Source organism: Bisgaardia hudsonensis (assembly GCF_004345785.1).
GTDB classification, from domain to species: domain Bacteria; phylum Pseudomonadota; class Gammaproteobacteria; order Enterobacterales; family Pasteurellaceae; genus Bisgaardia; species Bisgaardia hudsonensis.
Window position 1 is genome coordinate 281,273 of the sequence record NZ_SLXI01000002.1, and the last position, 22,779, is coordinate 304,051.

The following is a 22,779-nucleotide window of genomic DNA, read 5'->3' on the forward strand; positions in this document are numbered from 1 at the left end:
AAAATACCGCACTTTTTTATCGTTAATCTTATCCAGAGAGATAAAACACAGAGAAATAACATTATGTATTCTTTATTACGAAAAGCAATTTTTACTCTTGAGCCTGAAAATGCTCATGATCTCACCATAAAAACCTTAAAATTGATGGGAAACTCCCCATTTAATCCAATCATTAAAAATTTACTTATCAACAGCCCTAAAGGGCATGAGAAAACGGTGATGGGGATTAAATTTAAAAATCCTATCGGTTTAGCAGCTGGTGCGGATAAAAATGCCGAAGCTATTGATGGTTTTGGTGCATTGGGTTTCGGCTTTATTGAAGTAGGAACAGTAACCCCTTTAGCTCAAGAAGGGAATCCTAAACCACGTCAATTTCGCTTACCCGAAGTAGAAGGCATTATAAACCGCAATGGTTTCAATAATAACGGCATTGATTATTTAATTGAAAACGTTAAAAAAGCCAAATACGATGGTGTAATAGGGATTAATATAGGTAAAAATAAAGTAACCCCTATAGAAAAAGGCAAGGACGATTATATTTATTGCTTGAATAAAGCTTATAATTATGCAGATTACATTACCGTTAATATTTCCTCTCCAAATACCCCTGACTTACGTCAATTACAATACGGCGATGCCTTAGAAGATTTATTAAAAAGCATCAAAGCACGTCAAAAAGTGTTAGCTGAACACTACAATAAATATGTGCCTATTGCTGTCAAAATTGCCCCAGATTTATCAGAAGCAGAAGTTATACAAATTGCTGACACGTTACAACGTAACAATATAGATGGGGTAATAGCGACTAATACCACTATTTCTAGAGAAACCGTGCAGGGTTTGAAAAATTCACAAGAAATCGGTGGCTTAAGCGGAAAACCATTACAGCAAAAAAGTACAGAAATTATCGCCAGATTACACCAAGAATTAAAAGGTAGAATTCCTATTATTGGTAGTGGTGGTATTGATGGAATAGAAAATGCCAAACAAAAAATTGATGCAGGAGCAGAATTATTACAAATCTATTCAGGCTTAATTTACCACGGACCAGCATTGGTGAAAGAGTTGCTTAAAAGTATTAGGTAATATTTGGAATATTATTTTTTAATTAAAGATAAAATAAAAATCTATTTAACAATCGGGAGGTCAAATACATAATATGAAGATTTCAAAAATTAGTATAAAAGATTTTAAAAGGTTCAAAGATTTAACGCTAGATTTAGGAAGTAATCCTGCAAAAATAGTAGCATTAGTTGGTACTAATGGATGCGGGAAAAGCAGTGTCTTAGATGCTTTTATTACATCTAGCTGGTCTCATGGCAGAAATATTGGTGAAGAAACCATCCCAGAAACATTTTATAGAACTGCTAATAAAAATGCTTATGAACTAATATCAATTGAATACTTAGATAATGAGGGAAATATTTTTGATAATAGTAATTTATATCATCATCATAGTTATTATAAAAATAACATAAAAACTATTTTTTCTTTTCGAAGCCCCTATCGGTATAACAATGACCTAAATATTAGGGAGATTAAAGCGATTACTCCTATTGAGAATAACTCAGATGGTGCAAGTTGTTCATTAGATTTAGATAACAAAGTAGAAAACAATTATAGAAGACTATTGGGGTTTTATATTAACTTAATACATGAAAAAGATATTAAGCCTTCTGAAGGTAGAACTGAAGTTATAAGCAAGCTAAATCAATCTATAAAAAACTGCTTAGATTTGGAAATTGTTGATTTAGGGAATGTAGAAAATAATAAGGGAACATTAACATTTATAAAATCAGATTCGGACACAACCTTTACATTTAACAATCTTTCCGCGGGAGAAAAAGAGGTTGTCGATATTCTGTTAGATTTATTTTTGAGGAAAGAAAAATACAAAGACTCTATATTTTTATTAGATGAACCTGAACTACATATAAACACTTCAGTTCAAAGAAAATTAATGATTGAAATAGAAAAACTAATAGATGATGATGGGCAAATTTGGATTGCTACACATAGCATTGGTTTTTTACGAGCACTCCAAGAAGAATTATTAGATAAGAGTCAAGTATTTCATTTTGAAGATGCAATGTTTGCATCAGAGGCAATAACATTGACTCCAATTCATAATAATAGACTAATATGGCAATCTCTTTTTAGAACAGCTTTGGATGATTTGACAGGGCTAATTGCTCCAAAAAGAATTATTTATTGCGAAGGTAGAGATGCTCCTAGAGCAGATGGTTTAGAGAGAGGACTTGATGCTCAAGTTTTAAATAATATTTTTAATGAGAAATATCCTGATACTATTTTTGTTTCTAGCGGAGGAAATACTGAGTTAGATCAAAGAAGTAGTATTGCCTTGGCAATATTGGGTAAGGTATTTCCCAATATAGAAATTTGGGTTTTTAAAGATAGAGATATGGCTTCAGGAAAACCAGTATCAGAAAAAGAAAGGCAGGAGTATTTAGATAATCAAGATAACAGATTTAGAGTAATGAAAAGATGGGAGATTGAAAACTATCTCTTTGATAAACAAGTATTAAAGAAGTATTGTGAAAATAATGGAAATGACTTTCAAGAAAGTACATATGAAGAGAATTTTACGGATATAGTAAATTCAAATGTTAAATCGAAATTTGAATTGATAAAACGTATTTGTTCAATTACAACATCTATTAGTGCTGAAAAATTTAAAATTAATCTATCACAATTCATTACTCCTGAAAAATTTAAAATTAATCTATCACAATTCATTACTCCTGATATGGCTATCTATCAAGAATTGGAATCTTGTATATTTTGTAGAAATTAATATGTTTTTTGATTAGTATATCCAGATTTACATAAGTGCGGTCAAATTTTCAATAGTTTTAAAAAACTAAAAGAAAAATGACCGCACTTTTTGTATTAAATAACTTTACTAAGCATTAGCTTGTTTTGGTTGTTTAAATACCGTTACTTCTGGGGTTTCACCGGTGAATTTTTCAACTTGTACAATACAAGTATTTGGTGAATTGCCTTGAGCAAGTTTGGAAGTACCAATATCCATTGTTAAAACATTAGGGCAACCATTTTTACATAATGGTTTTTCGCTTACGCCTAGATCTAATGGATCGTACCAAGCTCCCTCATGTAATCCTATGGTACCTTTGATAATATCATCAGTTACTACTGCACCAGCAAGTACTTGACCACGCTTATTAAAGATACGAATAATATCGCCATCTACAATGCCGTGAGCTTTAGCATCTTCTGGGTGAATAAGTGCAGGTTCACGGTCTTTTACTACATATTTTTGACGTAATGAGGTGTTGGCTAATTGACTATGCAAACGATAATAAGGGTGTGGTGTTACTAATGCAAGTGGGTATTCTTCGGTTACGTTACCAGCAAATTCTTCAGGTTCAAACCAAGAAGGGTAGCCACGACAATCATCGTAATTCATTTTTGCAATGGTATCAGAGTAAATCTCAATTTTTCCTGATGGCGTACCTAATGGATTGAGCAATGGATCTTCACGAAATTCACCATAACGAACCCATTTTTTCGCTTTTTCACTTGCAGTAAAAGTAATAGGTTTATTTTCTTCCCAGAATTTTTCAAATTTTGGCATCAATACACGATTTTTACGAGCTGCATCAAAAGCAGATTGATAGAATGATTTTAACCAGTCCATTTCTGTTTTACCATCAGTAAAGACATCTTCTACGCCTGCTCGTTTTGATAATTCTACAAAAACGTCATAATCATTGCGTGCTTCAAATTGTGGCTCAACAACTTGTTTCATTGGTACAATGTGCATCATTGAATAATCACCAGTCATGGTTAAATCATTACGTTCATAGCTAGTTGTAATTGGTAATACAATATCAGCCATACGTGCTGTTGGTGTCCAGTTAATTTCATTTACAATAATAGTTTCTGGTTTTTGCCATGCTTTGACTAATGTATTAGTATTTTGGTGATGTACAAATGGATTACCGCCAGCCCAATAAACAAGTTTAATATCAGGATAAGTAATTTCTGTTCCATTATATTGAATAGTTTTACCTGGATTAAGTAATACATCAGCGATACGAGCAAGTGGGAAGCTGAGTTTAGCGGCTTTTGATAACCAAGATTGTCCTGTATTACTTGTGTCATTATCTAAGGTTGCTGACATTGAGCCAATTACTCCACCTGTTGTAGTTGGTACGCCACCATTTGCATAATGGTAACTAAAACCAAATCCACCACCTGGTAAACCAATTTGTCCTAGCATTGAGGCTAGAGTTACTAACATCCAGTGAGTTTGTTCGCCATGTTGTTGACGTTGCATTCCCCAGCCAGCCATTAACATAGTGCGTTTTGAAGAAAAATCATTTGCAAGTTGTTTAATTACATCAGCAGGTACGCCACAAATTTTACTTGCCCATTCGGCATCTTTGATTTGACCATCAACTTTACCTAATAAGTAGTCTTCAAACTTAGCATATCCAGTTGTATATTTTTTTAAGAACGCCTTGTCATGTTTATTTTGAATAACCAATGTATGTGCCATACCGAGCATTAGAGGCACATCTGTGGCTGTATTTGTTGGAATCCATTCTGCATTAAGTGCTTTGCAAGTTTCACTTTTAATTGGGTCAATACAGATAATACGTTTACCAGTTGCTTGATATTTTTTAAAATATTCAATTCCTTTTTGATCGGTTGAAGTCCAAGCTATACGCATTGTGGTTAGTGGATTAGCTGACCAAAGCACAATAATATCAGTGCTTTCTAAAATCGTTTCCCAACTGGTTTGTTGTTCATAAACTTCGATTGTTCCTAATACGTGTGGCATAATAACTTGAGCTGCACCAGTAGAGTAGTCGCCTTTATGACCGACAAAACCACCTGTTGCATTCAAATAACGATGTAATAAGGTACGGCCTGAATGAAGCGAGCCAGCACTTTGCCACCCATAAGAACCACCAAAAATATTTTCAAAGCTACCTTCAGAGCGGACACGTTTAAATTCTTTTGCGATCAAATCTAATGCTTGATCCCAAGAAACACGTACCCATTCATCACGACCTCTCATCGTAGTATCACTTTTTCCAGGATTTTCTAAATATCCCTTACGAATCATAGGATATTTTATACGGGTTTCGCTATAAAGTTGATCTGCTACAACAGACTGTAATTCATTTTCAATAACAGGAGGGATAGCAGGACCTGATTTGACTACTTTACCATTTTCAACAACAACACCTAACGGTCCCCAGTGTGCGGCAGTAACTACCGTTTTCATTTCAGAAGCAAGGGTATTTTGTGATACAACTGAGCTTGCGATACCACCACTTAAAGATACACCAGCAATACCAAGAGAAGAATTTTTTAAAAACTCTCTTCGTTTTATATTTACCTTGTTCTCTTTTTTCATATAAAGCCTCTCTTTACAAATAGTTAAAGTTTGACACCTTTCTAAATATGAGTGGATAACCAATTTCTCGACTATCCATGGAATAAGCGAACTTATTGCTGGCTTGTTACCATATCTTTCGACTTAGGATCGCAAGCTCGGAGTCAAGGGTAAAATTTAGTGAGCAGAGCTAACAATATCTTTACTGTTACGTTGTAAATAAATTGTCAGTATTCTCACTTCCTCTGCAGTCAATGCAGTACGATCCTTCATCGAATTAACAACTCCAATCCATTGATTTGCAGTAAAATGATCAGCACTAATAACGGCGTGACAACTACTACAATGAGTTTGATTCAGTTGATTACCGACTTGATTAAGTGCGGTTAAATCTGTTGTTAGTTGCCCTTGAGGAATTTTCACAGTTAACAATACCTCTTTCCATTCTGAATCAGTTACTTCATCTTGTATTGTTTTAATTACTTTAACTTGTGATTTGGCCTCTTCCTCTAATAAAGCAACAATGATTCGTTTTCCTAATTCCATATAAATAATAGATTCAGCACCTGCTTGTTGCCAGCCATGTAATTCTGCCGTTATTTGCTGTCCATCATTATTCCAATCTGTTAAAGTTGCATAAGGCATTAAGCGAACTTCACTACCATTTTCTGTTTGTGCGGTAGAAATAGATTTGTTATATAATGGCTTACTATTATCTAGAATTTGTTTATCTTCCGTTTTTGGCGACTCAATATTATTTGTTGCGACATCATCAGGAATTTCTGGTGGGAAATGCACAATACCTTTATGACAATCAATACAAGTTTGTCCATCTTTCTTAGCTAATTCATGCATCGTTTGAGCTGATTTTGATTGGGAAGATATTTCCATTGCTTCAAGGCTATGACAGCTACGGCAAGTTTCTGAATTTGTTGCTTTCATATCATCCCAAACGCGTTTAGCCATTTCATATCGATGTTTTTCATAAGCTTCACGATCTGGAATTTTACCCATCATCTCATACCAAATATCTTTTACCGCCAATATTTTCGCTTTAAGATAATGAAGTCCACTAGGGGGAACATGACAATCTGCACAATTTGCACGAATGCCTTTGGGATTTGAAAAATGAACACTTGTTTCCCACTCTTCTTGAGGAAAACTCATAGAATGGCAACTTACGCAGAATTCTGTAGAGTTTGTTTTATGCATAATATACTGAACACTCAATAATATACCTGCACCGATAGCCATCAACATTATTGCAGTAAAAAAATAAACTTTTTTCATTTTAAACATAAGCCACTCCAAAATATTTTTAATAGAATATTAAAAATAAGAAATAATTATTAGTATTAAAGGATATGAGGCTTTATTATATACTAACTAACTAACTAACTAACTAACTAACTAACTAACTAACTAACTAACTAACTATTGATTAAAATCAAAAATAGTTTAGAAAAATTTTCAAGTATTTTATAAAATAATTTCAAAATGTATCAGGATAGTATGTAGACCAAGGTTGGTAATACTAAATGTAACGTTATCAATATCTATTGAAATCAAATAGTATTCAATAAAGTATGTTGAAAAAGGGGAATTGCTTAGATATTTCGAGTGACTAAAAATAGAATGTTTTTATAAACAGAAATTTGAAAAAACAGAACAAGTGGGAAAAGCCATCCACGATTATATGGACTACTACAATGAAATAATGGATACAATTAAAATGAAAGGGACTGAGTCCAATATAATATAGGATACAGTCCCTAAAATGACAGTCTAACTTTTGGAGTCAGATCAAATTATTAAAAATAATACCGCACTTTTTAAATTTATAACAAAGAAAATCAATGACTCCAATTTATGATCTATCATTAAACTCTGTTAATGCAACATCAAATTCTTCTGCAACAGTAGGGTGTACTCCATTGAAAATAGAAGAAGTTAAAGTAATAAAAGAGCAAATGAAGAAACCTGGAATAATTTCATAAAGTTTAGATAAATCCTCCCAACCTAAGTATTTCATTAAAGGACTCCAGATAATGACAGTTATTGCTCCTGATAACATTCCCCAAAGCGCAGCTTTAGAACTAATGTTACGATTAAATAAAGATAAGATAACAACAGGACCAAATGCAGCTCCAAAACCAGCCCAAGCGTAAGATACTAATCCCATTACTTTTGATGATGGATCTTGTGCAATAATGATAGCAACAACTGAAATAGCTAAAACCATTAAACGACCAATCCAAACAAGCTCTTTACTTGAGGCATTTTTACGGATAAACCCCTTATAAAAATCCTCTGTAATCGCTGCTGAACACATTAAAAGCTGTGCGGAAAGTGTACTCATTACCGCGGCTAAAATTGCTGAAAGAACAATACCAACAATCCAAGGATTAAACATTAATTTAGAGAGTTCAATAAAAACAGTTTCAGCACTATCTAATTCAATATTTTTGGCTGTAAAATAAGCCAGTCCAAAATAACCAACAGCAACCGCTCCACCAAGACATAAAATCATCCAAGTAATACCAATTTTTCTCGCTTTATCCAATGCTTGTACGGAATCAGCAGCCATAAATCTTGCTAAAATATGAGGCTGACCAAAATAACCTAAGCCCCAAGCTAAAGCAGATATTACCCCTATACCTGATACATTATGTAACCAATTTGTGTAAGGTATATTGGTTAATGTAGATTTCATTTCTAAAGCGATATTAATTTCAGTCCAGCTCAAATTAACAAGAACCATTATTGGTGCTAATAATAATGCAAAGAACATTAAGGTAGCTTGAATAGTATCACTCCAAGATACAGCTAAGTAGCCACCTATAAATGTATAAGCAATAGTGGATAATGCTCCTAGCCAAAGTGCAGTAGAGTAGTCTAAACCAAGTAATCCTTGAAATAATTTAGCACCAGCAACGACACCAGACGCACAATAGATGGTAAAGAAAAATAAAATAATTGAAGATGAAATTATTTTTAATGCTTTTTTCTGCAATGGAAAACGTTGAGCAAAAAATTCAGGAAGAGTTAAGGCATTTTTATAATTTTCGGTAAAAATTCTTAATCTACCTGCAACAATACGGTAATTAAGGTAAGCACCGATAGTTAAACCTATGGCAATCCAAGCTTCAGATAATCCAGCCAAAAAAATCGCTCCTGGTAATCCCATCAATAGCCAACCAGACATATCGGAAGCACCAGCAGACATAGCAGTAACAAAGCTGCCCATTTTTCGTCCGCCCAATATGTAATCATCAAAATTTTTGGTTGAGATGTAGGCATAAATACCTATTCCTAAGATAATAGCAAGGTATAGTCCAAAGGTGATATAGATTTGGTAATTTTGCATATGTTCTCCTTCTTATTTTATTGTTCTTGAGTTGCCATTAGTGAAGCATTTCCACCGGCAGCGGTTGTGTTTTCACTTCTTGAAAATTCATCATAAAGAGGAATAAGATCTTGGTTCTTAGTCCAATCATAACATTTAAAAATAGCTTCACTGTTTGTTGCAAGCCAATATTTTTGTTCTTTAGAAAGTGCGGTCAAAAAAATGGCTTTTTGACAATTTCCTAATTGAGTTGATACTCTTATATTTTTGAGATCCGATTTTGCTAATGGATGACTCGGTTCAACAAGAATTGAAAAACCTTGATCAATCAATTTATTTGCGGCTTGAGTTGCAATCTCTAAGCTACCGTCTAAAATAGCGACTTCACAAGGTAAATAAGCTAATGTGTTATCTTCGCCTGTGATACTTTCTAATAATGGTTTTGCTGATACAAGTGTTTCACCTGAACCAAACTCACTATAATATTCAACTGTTTTTGTTAAACGTTGTAGATAAAACTCACCACCTGCTTTAGGACCAGTACCAGATTGGCTATGCCCTCCAAAAGGTTGAACACCAACAACAGCACCAACAATATTTCTATTAATGTAGAAATTACCACAATTTAAATGCTTTTCAACAAAATCAATTTGCTTACGAATACGACTATGGCAACCACCTGTTAGTGCATAGCCTTTAGCATTGACTTCATTCAAAATTTCACCTAATTTTTCTTTTTTATAGGTTACTATATGCAAAATAGGGCCAAATACCTCACGTTCTAATTGCGATAAATTATCTAATACATAAATTGCTGGAGCAACAAAAGTTCCATTTATTGGCGTTTCAAGCTCAAGATATTTTTTAGCAATTTTACACATTTTCTCTTTATGTTTTTCAAGATTTTGCTTAGCTTCTGCATCAATGACGGGACCAATATCCGTAGCAAGTAGAGTAGGATTACCAACTTTTAACTCTTTTGTTGCTTCTGATAACATTGTATAGAGTTTGTCAGCAATCTCTTCTTGTACCAATAATATTCTCAGTGCCGAGCAGCGTTGACCTGCAGAATCAAACGCAGAGTTTAACACATCTGCGACAACTTGTTCAGCTAAAGCAGAGGAGTCAACCACTAAAACATTTTGCCCCCCTGTTTCCGCAATTAAAATAGGATCATTTTCAGCTAATGCTAATTGGTTATTTATTAATTTAGCAACTTCAGTTGACCCAGTAAAGACAACAGCATCAAATGGCTGTTTAACTAATTCAGCACCAACATTACCAGCACCTAATACAAGTTGCAATGCTGATTTAGGTAAGCCTGCTTGATAAAATAATTGTACTGCGGCATAAGCAATTAGAGAGGTTTGTTCTGCTGGTTTTGCAATTACATTATTACCCGCAGCTAAACTTGCTGCAATTTGCCCTGTAAAAATAGCAAGAGGGAAATTCCAAGGCGAAATACACAATACTTTTCCCCTTGGCTCCGCCAATTTACCTAGTTGATCAAGTTTACTTAATTGTTGAGCATAATAGCGGAGAAAATCAACCGCTTCTCTTAATTCAGCGATCGCATTAGGTAAAGTTTTACCCGCTTCTAAAATAGCTAATTTCATTAATATGGCAAAATTTTTCTCATATAAATCCGCCACTGTGTTTAAAATTGTTGCTTTTTCTTCTACTGAGAATTGTTTCCAGTCTTCCACATTTGCATTTTTAAAAATATTTTCTGCCGCACTTGTATTTAAAAAAGCAACCTTTCCAATCTCTTCTTCGGTATTAGCTGGGTTAAATATTGAATGTGGTTGTAAATGAATATCGCTATCTTCAATGCTCACTAGTGATTTTGCATTTTCTATTTGTGATTGATTAAATGCTGTTTCTAATTGTACTAAAGTAAACTCATTATTTAAGTTAAAGCCTATTGAATTTTTTCTATCGTTAAAAAGATCTTTTGCTAAGCGAATAGCTTTATTTGGATTACCTTGAGATTTTTCATACTGTTTCCAAGGGGGAGTAAGAAGTTGCTCAACAGGTATATTTTCATCAACAAGTTGATGAACAAAGGAAGAGTTAGCACCATTTTCTAATAAACGGCGTACAAGATAGGCGAGTAGGGTTTCGTGAGTTCCAACTGGGGCATAAATTCGTACTAAACGATCAAAGTTTTCTTTACCCACAACATTACTATAAAGGGCTTCGCCCATTCCGTGTAAACATTGAAATTCATATTTTTTATCTTTACCTAATTCATAAATAGTACATAAGGTTTGCACATTATGAGTGGCAAATTGAGGATAAACCACATCTTGTGCTGCCAATAGCTTTTGAGCACAAGCAATATAAGAAATGTCAGTATGATTTTTTCTAGTATAAACAGGGAAGCCATCTAACCCTTCAGTTTGAGCCCATTTTATTTCACTATCCCAATAAGCCCCTTTAACTAAACGAACCATTAATTGTCGTTGCGTTTGTCGAGCTAAAGCAACAACATAGTCAATGACTTTTGGACAACGTTTGGAGTAGGCTTGTATAACAAAACCGATACCATTATAGTCTTTTAAATCTTCATCCGTTAATAAGGCTTCAAGTAAATCTAACGATAATTCCAAACGACTTGCTTCTTCTGCATCGATATTAATACCGATATTATATTTGTGACCCAGTAACATTAATTCTTTTAATTTAGGATAAAGCTCATTCATTACACGGTCATATTGACTACGAAAATAACGTGGATGAATAGCTGAGAGTTTTACTGAAATACCATTAGAATGATAAAGATCTGTTTCTGAAGCTGATTGACCAACTGCATGAATTGCATTGACATAATCCTTAAAATAACGCTCCGCATCTTGTTGTGTCATAGCGGCTTCGCCTAACATATCAAAGGAATAAACAAATCCTTTTTCCATTGATTTTTTTACACGATTTAAAGCATCATTAATATCTGTTCCTGTAACAAACTGCGTCCCCAATATTTTCATTGCTTGAGTCATTGCTAATCGCATAGCAGGAGCTGATAAACGAGCAAAACTACGAGTCAGGGCATTTGATAAATCATTTTCATCAAAAGTGCGGCTTAATTTTTTACCAAATAATAATCCATAACTTGCGGCATTAATAAAAAAGGAAGAGCGATTAATGTGTTTTTCCCAGTTACCTTCTTTTAATTTATCGTGAATTAACTCATCTCTCGTTTTTACATCGGGTATTCTAAGTAAGGCCTCAGCTAAACACATTAAAGCGATGCCTTCATCATCACCTAAAGAAAATTCCTGCATTAAAGCATCAACACCATATTGAGATTTTTTTATTTGACGTACCTTATTAATTAACTCAATACCATTTTTCTTAATTCTTTCTTCTTGCTCAGGAGAGAATACTAATGTATCAAATAATTCATCAACAGCTGTTTTTTCATCAATGCTATAGTAAGAAGTGATATTACAACGTAATTCATCATATTTTTTAGATAATTTAAAAGTCATAGGTATTCCTTAAGGGATTTGTTAAGAATATGTTAAAAGTACCATAAATTTGCTATTAATAAATTATCAATTTCTAAATTTGTGAGACATATCACAAATAGATAATTGAATTTACGATACGAGTAATTATGAATAACGGACAGGGGGGGAATTTTATTTTACGTATTTACAAAAAAAGAGTTACAATGTCACAAATATTTAACTGTTACCTCTAGTTATTTTGCTTTTTATATTGTCTATAAGCTATTCGAATTTTTTTGCAAATAATTTATGTCACATTCTAAAAAAAAATGATGAAATAATAATGCAGTGTTTGTAATCCCAATTTAGCATAAAAAGAAGAAATTTTTTAATAAAAAACATATTCCGAGTTTCAAAAATTGGTTTTTTAAAAGTAATTCTTAAAGATTTTTTACTTATTTTCTTTATTTCAAGTATGTCATTCCAATCTATTTTACCTATTGCTTCATAGCGAGAATTGTCTATTAAATATGTATCATTAACAATTACTGCAACTTTTCTTAATAAAATTCTAATATAAGAAAATAACAGTATTACATAAAATGTACCAAACAAAATAATATGATTTCTTGATGCGTGAAAATGATCCATAAAAGCTTCTGGATAAATAACAAAAAGAACACAAGGTAATAAAAATATACAATTAATCAAAATAGCTAAAATAATTTTTCTCTTTTTAAACTTTATTTCACAATTCATTTTCAAGCCTATTATCTAATTGAGTGATGATTTTATCATATACTGCATAAATCTATAGTAGGAGAGTTTGTCATATTTGTACTCGGATTTCTCACATTGAAATTTATTTATATAAGGATAAGGTTGATATTTTAGTAATAAAAATTGAATTGTATCCATCTTAAATTTTCCTGTGTAATTTACTTAACTTTATTCCAGATTTTACGTAGCGTTGTTGCTACCAAGTATAAAAATTTATACATTTCTTAATCTCCATTAACTTTAAAATCTCTTTACAAATAATTTCAAAATTGTACAAACCTTTAAATTTATCCATTCAAAAACCTTTTAAAGCCAGAAAATATAATGTTTAAATAGTATTTTATACCTGTGCATAACTCTGTGATTTTATTAAACCGTAGTATTTGCTAACCTTATAACTAATTTCGCATAATGTATATTATGTTAAATAAAGAAATAATTAAAGTCACATTGCCACTGCTTCTTATTTTATAATATGTAATGAGTAGATAAGAACAATTTTATAGAATGATATTGGTGCAATTTTAAATGAATAAATAGATTTTCTTCTAGGTAACAACGCTACGTAAAATCTAAAAAATTAGTAAAGAATTACATTATAGAAATAAAAAAATAGCCGGTATTTATTCGGCTATTTTTCAAAGAAATATTAAAAAGTTACAATGTCACTTTAGCTTATCAATTTAACACCATATTCATAAACTTTTTGTAATAAATTAAGGTTATCAGGGTTATCTGAATTTAACTCAACAAGTCGCTGTAAATCTTCTTCAAATTTAACCGCACTTTTAGCCAGTTTATTTTGGCGATATTTTTGCCATTTAATTTGTTCAGCTCTTGATAAGGTTTTATAGAAATGCCTTGCCCGATAATGAAATAATAAATCAGGAATACGTTTATCTTGAAAAGATAGATTATGCTCTGCTAGTTTTTCAGGTGGTAAATCCCTTAAAATTGCCATATTATTTTTATCGTTATAATTAAAAAATCCACTATATAATTCAGTTTCTACGTTTTCACTAGGTTCAAATGAACGATCATCAGTAAAGATATTGAGTACTTTTTCCCTAATATCCATAGAGTTTTTTAATTTTTTCAGATTTTCTAAACAGTGATTTCTATCTATACCTAAACGATCTGCTGTTTCAGGTAATAAGGTCTTTGCTGGTGCAATAATTGGACACTTATTAATATGAACTAATTTTAAGGGAACAGCTAATTTTCCTTGTTCTTCTAGTTCAGTTTTTTTTGTGTATAAATTTTGTTGTAATTCGACCGCACTTTTTGTGAGTAAATCATCAATATTTCCAGCAAGATCACAAACAATTACCGCATTTTTATTTATTGGATGCCAGGCTAAAGGTACAATCCAAGTAGTGTTACCACGATAATTACCTAGCATTCCTGATACATGTACTAATGGTGTCATCGTTGCAGTATCAATCATTGCTTCAATTTCTTTTTTGCCACGATTTTCAAAGAAAAATTGAAAAAGCTTAGGTTGTTTTTCTTTTATTAATTTTGCCATTGCAATCGTAGCATAAACATCAGCCATTGCATCATGAGCATTGCTGTGCTCTATTCCATTGGCTTTTGTGAGTTTTTCTAGACGAAAAGATGGCATTCCATCTTCATCAAATGCCCAATTTATACCTTCAGGACGTAATGCGTAACAAGCACGAACAAGATCAAGTAAATCCCAACGTGAATTACCATTCTTCCAGCTATATTCATAGGGATCAATAAAGTTACGATAAAATGTATAGCGAGTCATTTCATCATCATAACGAATGTTATTAAATCCCATTACACAAGTGTTTGGTTGACTAAACTCATCAAGAATTTTTGCAGCAAATTCTGGCTCAGCAATCCCCTTTTCATTACATTCTTGTGGTGTAATTCCTGTAACCAAAACTGCTTCAGGTGAAGGTAAATAATCATTGGTTTGTTTACAATAAAACATTACTGGCTCACCAATAATATTAAAATCTTTATCAGTACGAATACCCGCAAACTGTGCGGGTCTATCTTCTGCTGGGTTTACCCCAAAACTTTCATAATCATAGATAAAAAAACTAAAATTATTATTCATAAGTTATCCTAAGCCATAAGCTTATCTAAATAAAATAGGCTAATAATTGATAAGATTCCTAATACTATCCCTACTCCATTGATTTTACTTAATTTTTCTTTAAATATTAATGCGCCAGTTATTGTACCAAAACAAATTACACCAATATTCATTCCTGCAAAAACAAGAGTTGGGTCACTACTAAAGCTTTGATGTGCTTTGATATAAAACAGAATATTCATAAAATTTAATGCACCTAACAATATTCCCCCTAGCACACTAGGTGTTGTCCACTGGGTGCGTTTAAGTAATAGATAAATAAACATAACACAAGCACTAATCGCAAAAGCAATAAATAATGTAGTTGGAAATGCACCGCCCATTTTTGCTACTTGTTTAAATAAAATATCAATAATACCGTAACCAAACCATACTAGAATTAAACCAATAATCGCTTTGAAAGAATTATCCTTCATCGCATCTGTTGGTTTTGCTAGCAAACATAATAATGCAAGAAATGCTAGAATAATCCCAATAGTTTTAGATTGTGTTATTTGTTCTCCAAAAATAACAAAAGCAGCAATAATGGGTAAGAATAAAGAAAGACGTTGTGCAGCATCTGAACGTACAATACCAGCATATTCAACCGCTTTTGACATAATGATAAAAACAGTAGGCAATAAAAATCCTAAAGCTAAAAATATAGGGGAATGTTCACTTTGAATAATATAATCGGTAAAAGCTAAGCCTTTAAAATCGGGCTTTAATAAAAAATAACTCAATGAAATAGCGATGATATAATTAAAAGCAATCGCTTGCTCAATAATAATATTTTTTTTATGGGCAATTTTGAGTAAAACTGAAACCGCCACACTACAAAAAATAGCAATAATAAGATTGTGCATTTTAACTTCCTATATTATTAAAAATTAGAGCATTAATTAATTTAATGCTCCGATAAATGAATTATTGAACGCCAAATCCCCGTAAACCAACTACATGAACGTGTTCTTGATTACCTGATATTTTACGTACTAATTTATAGGTTGTGCCTTTTTCTGGACTAATATTTTCAGGGGCGGCAATAATTAATTGCATATCTAAACGCTCACACAATTCAAATAATGTTGAGATTGATTTTCCGTCTAGACGAGCAGCTTCATCAAGGAATAATAAACGGCAAGGAATAATATCTTTACCACGAATACGGCGACTTTCTTCTTCCCAACTTTGCACCACCATAAGTAAAATAGACATACCTGTACCGATGGCTTCTCCCGTAGATAATGCGCCACTTTCAGCACGTAGCCACCCTTCAGCTCCACGATAAACTTCCACTTCAAGAGATAAGTAATTACGGTAGTCTAATAGTTCTTCACCAATAGTCTGTGCGTTACGTTGTCCCATATCAATATGAGGATTTAAACGTTGATAAAGCTTCGCAATAGCCTCAGAGAAAGTCATTCTATTATCTGTAAATAAATCTTGATATTCCTCTTGATTACCTGATAAGGCATCTAATAACATAGCATGCGTATCACGAATATCGACAACCAGACGTACTGATTTTACTTGACCGAAGGAAATATTTTGTAATCCTTGATTTAACATACGAATACGATTTTGCTCTCGTTGAATGGTCTTACGCATTATGTTTGCTACACTTACCGAACTAATGGCTAATTTTTTCTCACGACCAGTTAATTCATCTGTTAAACGAGAAAGCTCGATTTCCATTTGTTCAATCGCATCAATAGGATCATCGGTTTTAATAATATCTTGGCGAATGCGTTCACGAAGGTGTTTATACACATCAATAAAGAACCGCACTTTATTTTCAGGTTTACGATTATCTTCAGAGGCACGTAAACTATCTCTTAAATATTCATTATCAGCCACCGCAGTACGTAATGCCCCTAAAGCTTTATCTGACATAGAACGTAATTCATCGGCAGATAAATAGGCAAACTCACGGCGATTTAAGCGTTTTTCCATTTCTTCATTACGAGATAAACGTAATACCACACACCAGCTAACTTTGGCTGCCACAACTAGCTCACGTTGTGTTTTATAATCACGCTCTGCTTTACGAATACGTTTTATTAAATTCTCGGCTTCACTTTCGATTAATGTTAATTGTTTTTCAATATTAGTACGACGTTGGCGACTAACAGAAAGTTGTTGATACAGTTCATCTTTACGATTTTTAGCTCGCTCTTCTGCCCCCTCATCTACTCGCACGCCTAACTGATTAATTTCACTGATTAGTTCGTTAAGCATTTTTGTTTTTTCGTCATAAGCACTGCGTAATCCAATATAGACTTGATTATATTGTGCAAAGCGAGCTTGTTGTTGACGGAGTAATTCACGTTGTTGTTCACGTTGTTGCTGTAATTGCTCTAAACGTTGACGAAGTTTCTCATTGAGTTCTGAAGTTTCTGCTTTTACACTATCTTCATAAGTAAAATGGGATTTTCTTTGTACCACATCAGCTAAAGCAAATACACGTTGTTGAACTTGTTTTTGTAGATTGATTGTCGCATCGTAATCATTTTTTAAATGTTGATAATTTTCAGGATCACTTTGTAAGGTATTCGCAATAGGTTCTAATTGAGATAATGCTGTGCCATATTGACGAATAAAGCTCTCATCTTCTTCTGCAAAATCAAGTTGTTCACGACATTCTTCTAAACGATCAATTAAATCTTCGTCAGCCAATAAATTAAGCTGTGGCATTAATTTATTTAGCTGTTGAATTTTTTCTTTTGCTGAATCTAGCTGAATACGAATTTGTTGCTCTGTTGTTGTAAATTTTGTTAATTCACGTTCAATATCATTACGTTGACGACTGATTTCTGCTAATACATCTTCTGGATTAGGTTGGAAAGCAAGTGCTAAATGTAAACCAACAAATTGGCTAAAATGTTCATATAAACGCTGACATTTTTGCACATCAAAAGCAACACTTGCATATTCTTCGGCAACTTCATCTCTCTGAGCACGTAATTCGTCTAAATATTTTTCTCTTGCTGCACGACCAAATAATGGTATCTCGGGAAATTTAGAATAACGTAATTCACGATCTGATACTTGAACAACTACCCCAGCTGTGAGTTCTTGTGCAGAAAGTACACTATCATCAAAAGCAGTTGGATCTCCTTCAATCAAATATAAATCATCAGGGCAATCCTCTAAATCAGCAAGTTGTTCTTTGACAGCATTTAAATCTCGAACCACAATAGCGTGGCGGGCAGGACCATAAAGCGCAGAGAAATAAGGTGCATCTTCAATAGCAACATCATCATAAAGCTCTGATAACAATACACCACCAAAACGTTCGGCTAATATATTCAAACGTGGATCTTCCGAGCCATCTGGTTGATTTAATTTTGAAATATGCTCATCTAACTGATCACGTTTCAGTTCAAGTTGATCACGTTTTATTGTCAACTCTCGTTCTTTTGTTAATTGAGATTGCATAAAGTTCATTACATCTTGGCTATCATCAAAATGTTGATCACTTTGATCTTGTAAGCGTTCAAGTGCTGATTGTGCATTCAACCAAGCAGGCGCTAAGCCTGTTTTCTCATTATAAGTAGCGTTGAGTTGAGCGAGTTTTTGGCGTAATGTAGAACGTTCTTCTACTTGCTCTGATAAACTCACCGATAAATCTTCTACTAGTGCTTCTTGTTCCACATAATAATCATCTAACTCATCAGCATCAGCTAAATTTAAATTAGCTCGTTGATTAAAATCTTTTAAAAATCTAACCGCACTTTGTTGTTGTTGATAACGTTGTTCAAGCTCTTGCAATTTAGAACGTAACTGTGGTGCTTGTTGTGCTTGAACTTTTTTAGTTGGATATTCACGCAATAATTCCTTTGCACATTCCCAAGCCGTTGAGCGAGAAACTTCACCAGAAATTTTACACACTAATTGGTAGGCTTTATCAAATTGTGATTTTGCTACTTCTGAAATGGAAAGTTTTTGTTCTAATTCTAAAGCTTTTTCTGTCACATCTTGTGCTTGTGCGACAAATTCATCGTGATAATCATCAATATTTTTTACAGAAAGATCTGCTAAACCACATAATTTTTGTGCTTTTTCTAATGCTTGGATAGCTTGTTGATATTGTAATGCTCGAGTTTGTTGGGCATCTAAAGCTTGTTGGTAATCAGCGAGTTGATTACGAACTTCATCAACTTCTTGTTCAATTTTTTCAAAGTGAATTTGGGTTTCTTCACTTTGCTCATTAGCTTCTTCAACCACCATTTTTTGTTCTTCAAGTTTCTCATTTAAACTCTCAACATCTTCTTGATAACGAGAAATTTTTTCTTGATGACGTAAGGCATTCATCACTAAATTTAAATGATCTAAAGCACTTTGGTGATCGACTTCTAAAGTTTGTTCATTTTCTGTTAATTCAGCGACTTCTTTGCTTAAATCAATTAAGCGTTGTTGAGAGGTAATTTGCTCGGATTTTGCTTGATACCATTCTTGACGAGAAGCTAATGCCGTTTCGATATTGCCACGACGTTCATTAGCATTACGCATATAATCTGAAGCTACATAATTGGTGGTTTCAGTAATTAAATGTTTAAATAAATCTCTATCTGCTTGAGTGACTTTAATCGCTTCAAGGGTCATTCTATTTTCTCGTAAAGCACTTTCCATATCTTGAAATGCTTTACGAACCCCTAAATTTTCAGGTAATAGGTAATCTCTTAGTGAACGTGTAATGGCACTAGAAATCCCCCCATAAAGTGAGGCTTCAATGAGTTTATAGAATTTACTGCGATCCGATGATGAACGTAAACGTTTAGGAATAACGCCTAAATCAAACATCATTGCGTGATAATCAGTAATAGAATTATATTGTTTAAATTGTGCTTCTAATTGCTCGACTTTATCTTTTAATTCATTTAAGTTTAACACTCTTGCTTGACGTTGATCGATAATATCAGTAAAAATCCCTGTTGGATTCGCAGATAAAGGTAAACCTTGAATAGAAAAAGTTTTTAAATCCACTTTTTTATCTCGCCCTGCAATTTGTTGCAATCTCACACCAACTAATACACGCTGTTTGCGAGAATTGATCACATCTAAAGCAGCATAACACACACCAGGACGTAATTTACCGTGCAATCCTTTATCACGAGAACCGCTAGTAGCTCCCGCTTCCGTCGTGTTTCTAAAATGTAATAAAGTTAAATCTGGAATAAGGGCAGCAACAAATCCAGCCATAGTTGTTGATTTACCCGCACCATTACCACCAGAAAGTGTGGTAACTAATTCATCAAGATCAAAAGTTCTTGCAAAGAAACCATTCCAGTTTATTAAGGTTAATGAGCGGAATTTACCACGCTCTACCCCATTATTTTGTGACAATGTCACGTTATTAGTTAATATATTATCTTGGGAGGAGGATATTTCGGCAATGTCTTCTTCTAAATGAAAAACTTCATCTTTATTTATTGTTATTTCTTCAGACATTATTCTTCTCCTTCATCAAAATCTTGATCATCAAATTCTTCATTATTTTCTACCGCACTTTTCTCAAGGGCTAAAGATTCTGGTGTTGCGGCTTCCCCATCTCGAATTAAACGCATTTGCGCTTCCAATGGATCATCACCACTACGTACTTCTGCACCAAAACGGAAAACAGATTCTGAAATCGTAAATTTACCACTATATTGATCCCCTACTTGAGAAATCATACCAAGACGACGTAAACGATTTAAAGCCGCTCGCATTTTTTCAGCTAATTTTTGTTTATCAAGATCAGAACCAGAGGAACGTTGATTAACTGCTTTTAATAGTTTTTCAGTATCGGCAAGATTGAGTAATTCATCATAAACTTCTTCTGTGGTAAAAATACCTTGCTGTGCTAATCGTTCTGGGCTGAGATATAAATAACATAATACTTTTCCCACTAACATTTCTAATTCACTTAATACTGAACGAGCAATTAAAGTCGTCGCTTTTGGACGTAAGTAGAAAAATCCCTCAGGGGCACGAATTAACTCCACGTTATAACGGCGATAAAAAGTATCTAATTCATACTGAAAATCCATTAAAAAAGCGTGATTATCAATATGTTCAATACTGATATGTTTTCCTGCTCGTAATTGACTATCAACAACAGGAAAAAGTGGATTAGCTATTGCAGTAGCGAGTTTAGTTGAAATTACATCTTGAAGATTATCTGTCATTATTCTATCTCTATGCTATATGTAACTGGTTAAGTTAAAATTTAATATTCATTAATTGTATTAGCTTGTACTTCCGCACCATAATCATTGATTTCTTGCCATTTAGGATAGACACCTGCCAAATCATTACTTGCCATACCTAAACGTACCGCTTGATCAACAATAATTCTTGCCACATCAAAATGACGGGAATGCGGATAGTTATCAAGCTGTTCTTTTAAAACAAGACTTAAATCTATTGGCTTATTTTCTACTCTATATTGAACTAGCAATTCTTGCATTTTCTCAACTATTTGATCGTGCAAATCAGAAAGGCTTTCGTATTCTAATTCTTCAGGCAATTCACCAAGTGCATCTTCTTCTCGTAACGCTAGTTCTTCATCTCGTAAATCAATTAAGCGTTCTGCTTGAGCTGTCCATAAATACCAAGGGTGATCAAAATAATGGTGAATTGATGTACGTAAACGACGAGAAAATACACGGTTTTTATCCATATCAATGGCAGTACGGATAAACTTATGTACGTGGCGATCATAACCAATCCATAAGTCAATGGCTTGTTGTCCCCAACTAATAATACGATCTAGTTTTGCTTGCAAGTCCACAATAAGTTGATCGATAAAATACAATTCATCACGTCCAATAACACAATCTTGAATACGCAACAATTGTGCTTGTAATTTATCTCCAGCCGCATTTAGCGTATCTTGCAATTCTCTTAAATTACCCGATGTTTCATCTAATAATTTTTCGCAACTTGCAATAGCAGCTTGCCAATCCTTCGTTAATAAGGCTGCAATATCTTCTTTAATAGTTTGTTGGTTTTCATCCATAATACGTTGTGAATAATCAATACTATCAAAGATTTCCGCTACAGAATATTTTAATGGCGCAAACACATTACGACGCCAATGTTGCTCATCACCATTTTCTTCCGCCGCTTCAGAAGCTCGTTGAATTTCATCAGCTACGATAGAAAGCTGAACGGATAAACGCAATGCAGAAAATTCTCGTTGACGAATATAGTAATCAGAAACACCTACACCCAATGGCGTTAGGCGATAAATAGATAGTCCTTCGGTAAATTCACTGGTAAAACGGTTTAAAAAACGCTGTTTTACTAGCTCATTAATGGCATTATTAGCACGATTAACAATACTTGATTCTTGTGAAGGGGTAAATTCATTAGAAATATAACGAAAAATATCAACAAGATCGGCTTCTAACATCTCGCCATCAAGCCTTTCATTATTATAAATAGAAATAGCAAGTAGGAATGAAAGACGATCCGTTGGCAAATTCAAAGAAAATTCCCTTTCTTTTGTCCAAGAAACTAATTCAGGGATTGTTTGTGAAGTTTCAAGCATTTAGTTTTCTCATAATGGTATTTTTACGATAAAATTATGCCTGATTATACAGGAATTTTACTCAATCTAATAGATCGAATTTATTATCAATAACGTTATTAAAATATAACCGCACTTTGTTATAAGATATGGTTACAAGATATGCTATTTCATTCTTAATAT

General features: G+C 33.4%; 13 protein-coding genes and 1 riboswitch. Of the genes, 3 read left to right on the forward strand and 10 right to left on the reverse strand.

Annotated elements, in window-relative coordinates; translation table 11 throughout:
• Positions 1-63: 63 nt before the first annotated feature.
• Together pyrD and EV697_RS03920 are read left to right on the forward strand one after the other, a co-directional pair.
• Entirely contained in the window at positions 64-1,086 is a 1,023-nt protein-coding gene (gene pyrD, locus EV697_RS03915; RefSeq protein ID WP_132022858.1) for a quinone-dependent dihydroorotate dehydrogenase, read from the forward strand.
• A gap of 73 nt (positions 1,087-1,159) precedes the next feature.
• Entirely contained in the window at positions 1,160-2,815 is a 1,656-nt protein-coding gene (locus EV697_RS03920; RefSeq protein WP_132022860.1) for an AAA family ATPase, read from the forward strand.
• A gap of 108 nt (positions 2,816-2,923) precedes the next feature.
• Here the strand turns inward: EV697_RS03920 and torA are convergent, their stop codons facing one another.
• Both torA and EV697_RS03930 read right to left on the reverse strand, forming a co-directional pair.
• A complete protein-coding gene (gene torA / locus EV697_RS03925) occupies positions 2,924-5,410 on the reverse strand; it encodes a trimethylamine-N-oxide reductase TorA (protein WP_132022862.1) in 2,487 nt (828 codons plus the stop codon).
• Positions 5,411-5,428: 18 nt separating this feature from the next.
• Positions 5,429-5,565, reverse strand: a riboswitch (molybdenum cofactor riboswitch).
• A gap of 1 nt (position 5,566) precedes the next feature.
• Entirely contained in the window at positions 5,567-6,688 is a 1,122-nt protein-coding gene (locus EV697_RS03930) for a NapC/NirT family cytochrome c (protein WP_132022864.1), read from the reverse strand.
• A 331-nt stretch (positions 6,689-7,019) separates the two neighbouring features.
• Here EV697_RS03930 and EV697_RS10070 point away from each other — a divergent pair, with 331 nt between their 5' ends.
• Positions 7,020-7,151, forward strand: coding sequence for an IS3 family transposase (locus tag EV697_RS10070; RefSeq protein ID WP_132023183.1), 132 nt, complete (start codon positions 7,020-7,022; stop codon positions 7,149-7,151).
• Positions 7,152-7,256: 105 nt separating this feature from the next.
• On the opposite strand, the gene putP is transcribed toward EV697_RS10070, so the two are convergent.
• From putP to mukF, 8 genes are all read right to left on the reverse strand, one after another.
• Positions 7,257-8,756: a sodium/proline symporter PutP gene (gene putP / locus EV697_RS03940; RefSeq protein WP_132022866.1), complete on the reverse strand. Its 1,500-nt coding sequence runs from the start codon at positions 8,754-8,756 to the stop codon at positions 7,257-7,259.
• Between the two features lie 17 nt (positions 8,757-8,773).
• The gene (putA, locus tag EV697_RS03945) at positions 8,774-12,226 is read right to left on the reverse strand and encodes a bifunctional proline dehydrogenase/L-glutamate gamma-semialdehyde dehydrogenase PutA (RefSeq protein ID WP_132022868.1); all 3,453 of its coding nucleotides are present in this window, start codon (positions 12,224-12,226) and stop codon (positions 8,774-8,776) included.
• Between the two features lie 273 nt (positions 12,227-12,499).
• Complete coding sequence (locus EV697_RS03950; protein ID WP_132022870.1) at positions 12,500-12,946, reverse strand: hypothetical protein; 447 nt, start codon at positions 12,944-12,946, stop codon at positions 12,500-12,502.
• A gap of 691 nt (positions 12,947-13,637) precedes the next feature.
• A complete protein-coding gene (sbcB, locus tag EV697_RS03955; protein WP_132022872.1) occupies positions 13,638-15,059 on the reverse strand; it encodes an exodeoxyribonuclease I in 1,422 nt (473 codons plus the stop codon).
• Between the two features lie 8 nt (positions 15,060-15,067).
• Entirely contained in the window at positions 15,068-15,943 is an 876-nt protein-coding gene (locus EV697_RS03960) for an EamA/RhaT family transporter (RefSeq protein WP_132022874.1), read from the reverse strand.
• Between the two features lie 61 nt (positions 15,944-16,004).
• The gene (mukB, locus tag EV697_RS03965) at positions 16,005-20,468 is read right to left on the reverse strand and encodes a chromosome partition protein MukB (protein ID WP_418883957.1); all 4,464 of its coding nucleotides are present in this window, start codon (positions 20,466-20,468) and stop codon (positions 16,005-16,007) included.
• Between the two features lie 62 nt (positions 20,469-20,530).
• Positions 20,531-21,250 carry a chromosome partition protein MukE gene (mukE, locus tag EV697_RS03970; RefSeq protein ID WP_132022878.1) on the reverse strand — a complete coding sequence of 240 codons (720 nt, stop codon included), beginning with the start codon at positions 21,248-21,250 and terminating at the stop codon, positions 20,531-20,533.
• Between the two features lie 41 nt (positions 21,251-21,291).
• Positions 21,292-22,617, reverse strand: a complete 1,326-nt coding sequence (mukF, locus tag EV697_RS03975) for a chromosome partition protein MukF (RefSeq protein WP_132022880.1) — start codon at positions 22,615-22,617, stop codon at positions 21,292-21,294.
• Positions 22,618-22,779: the final 162 nt, after the last annotated feature.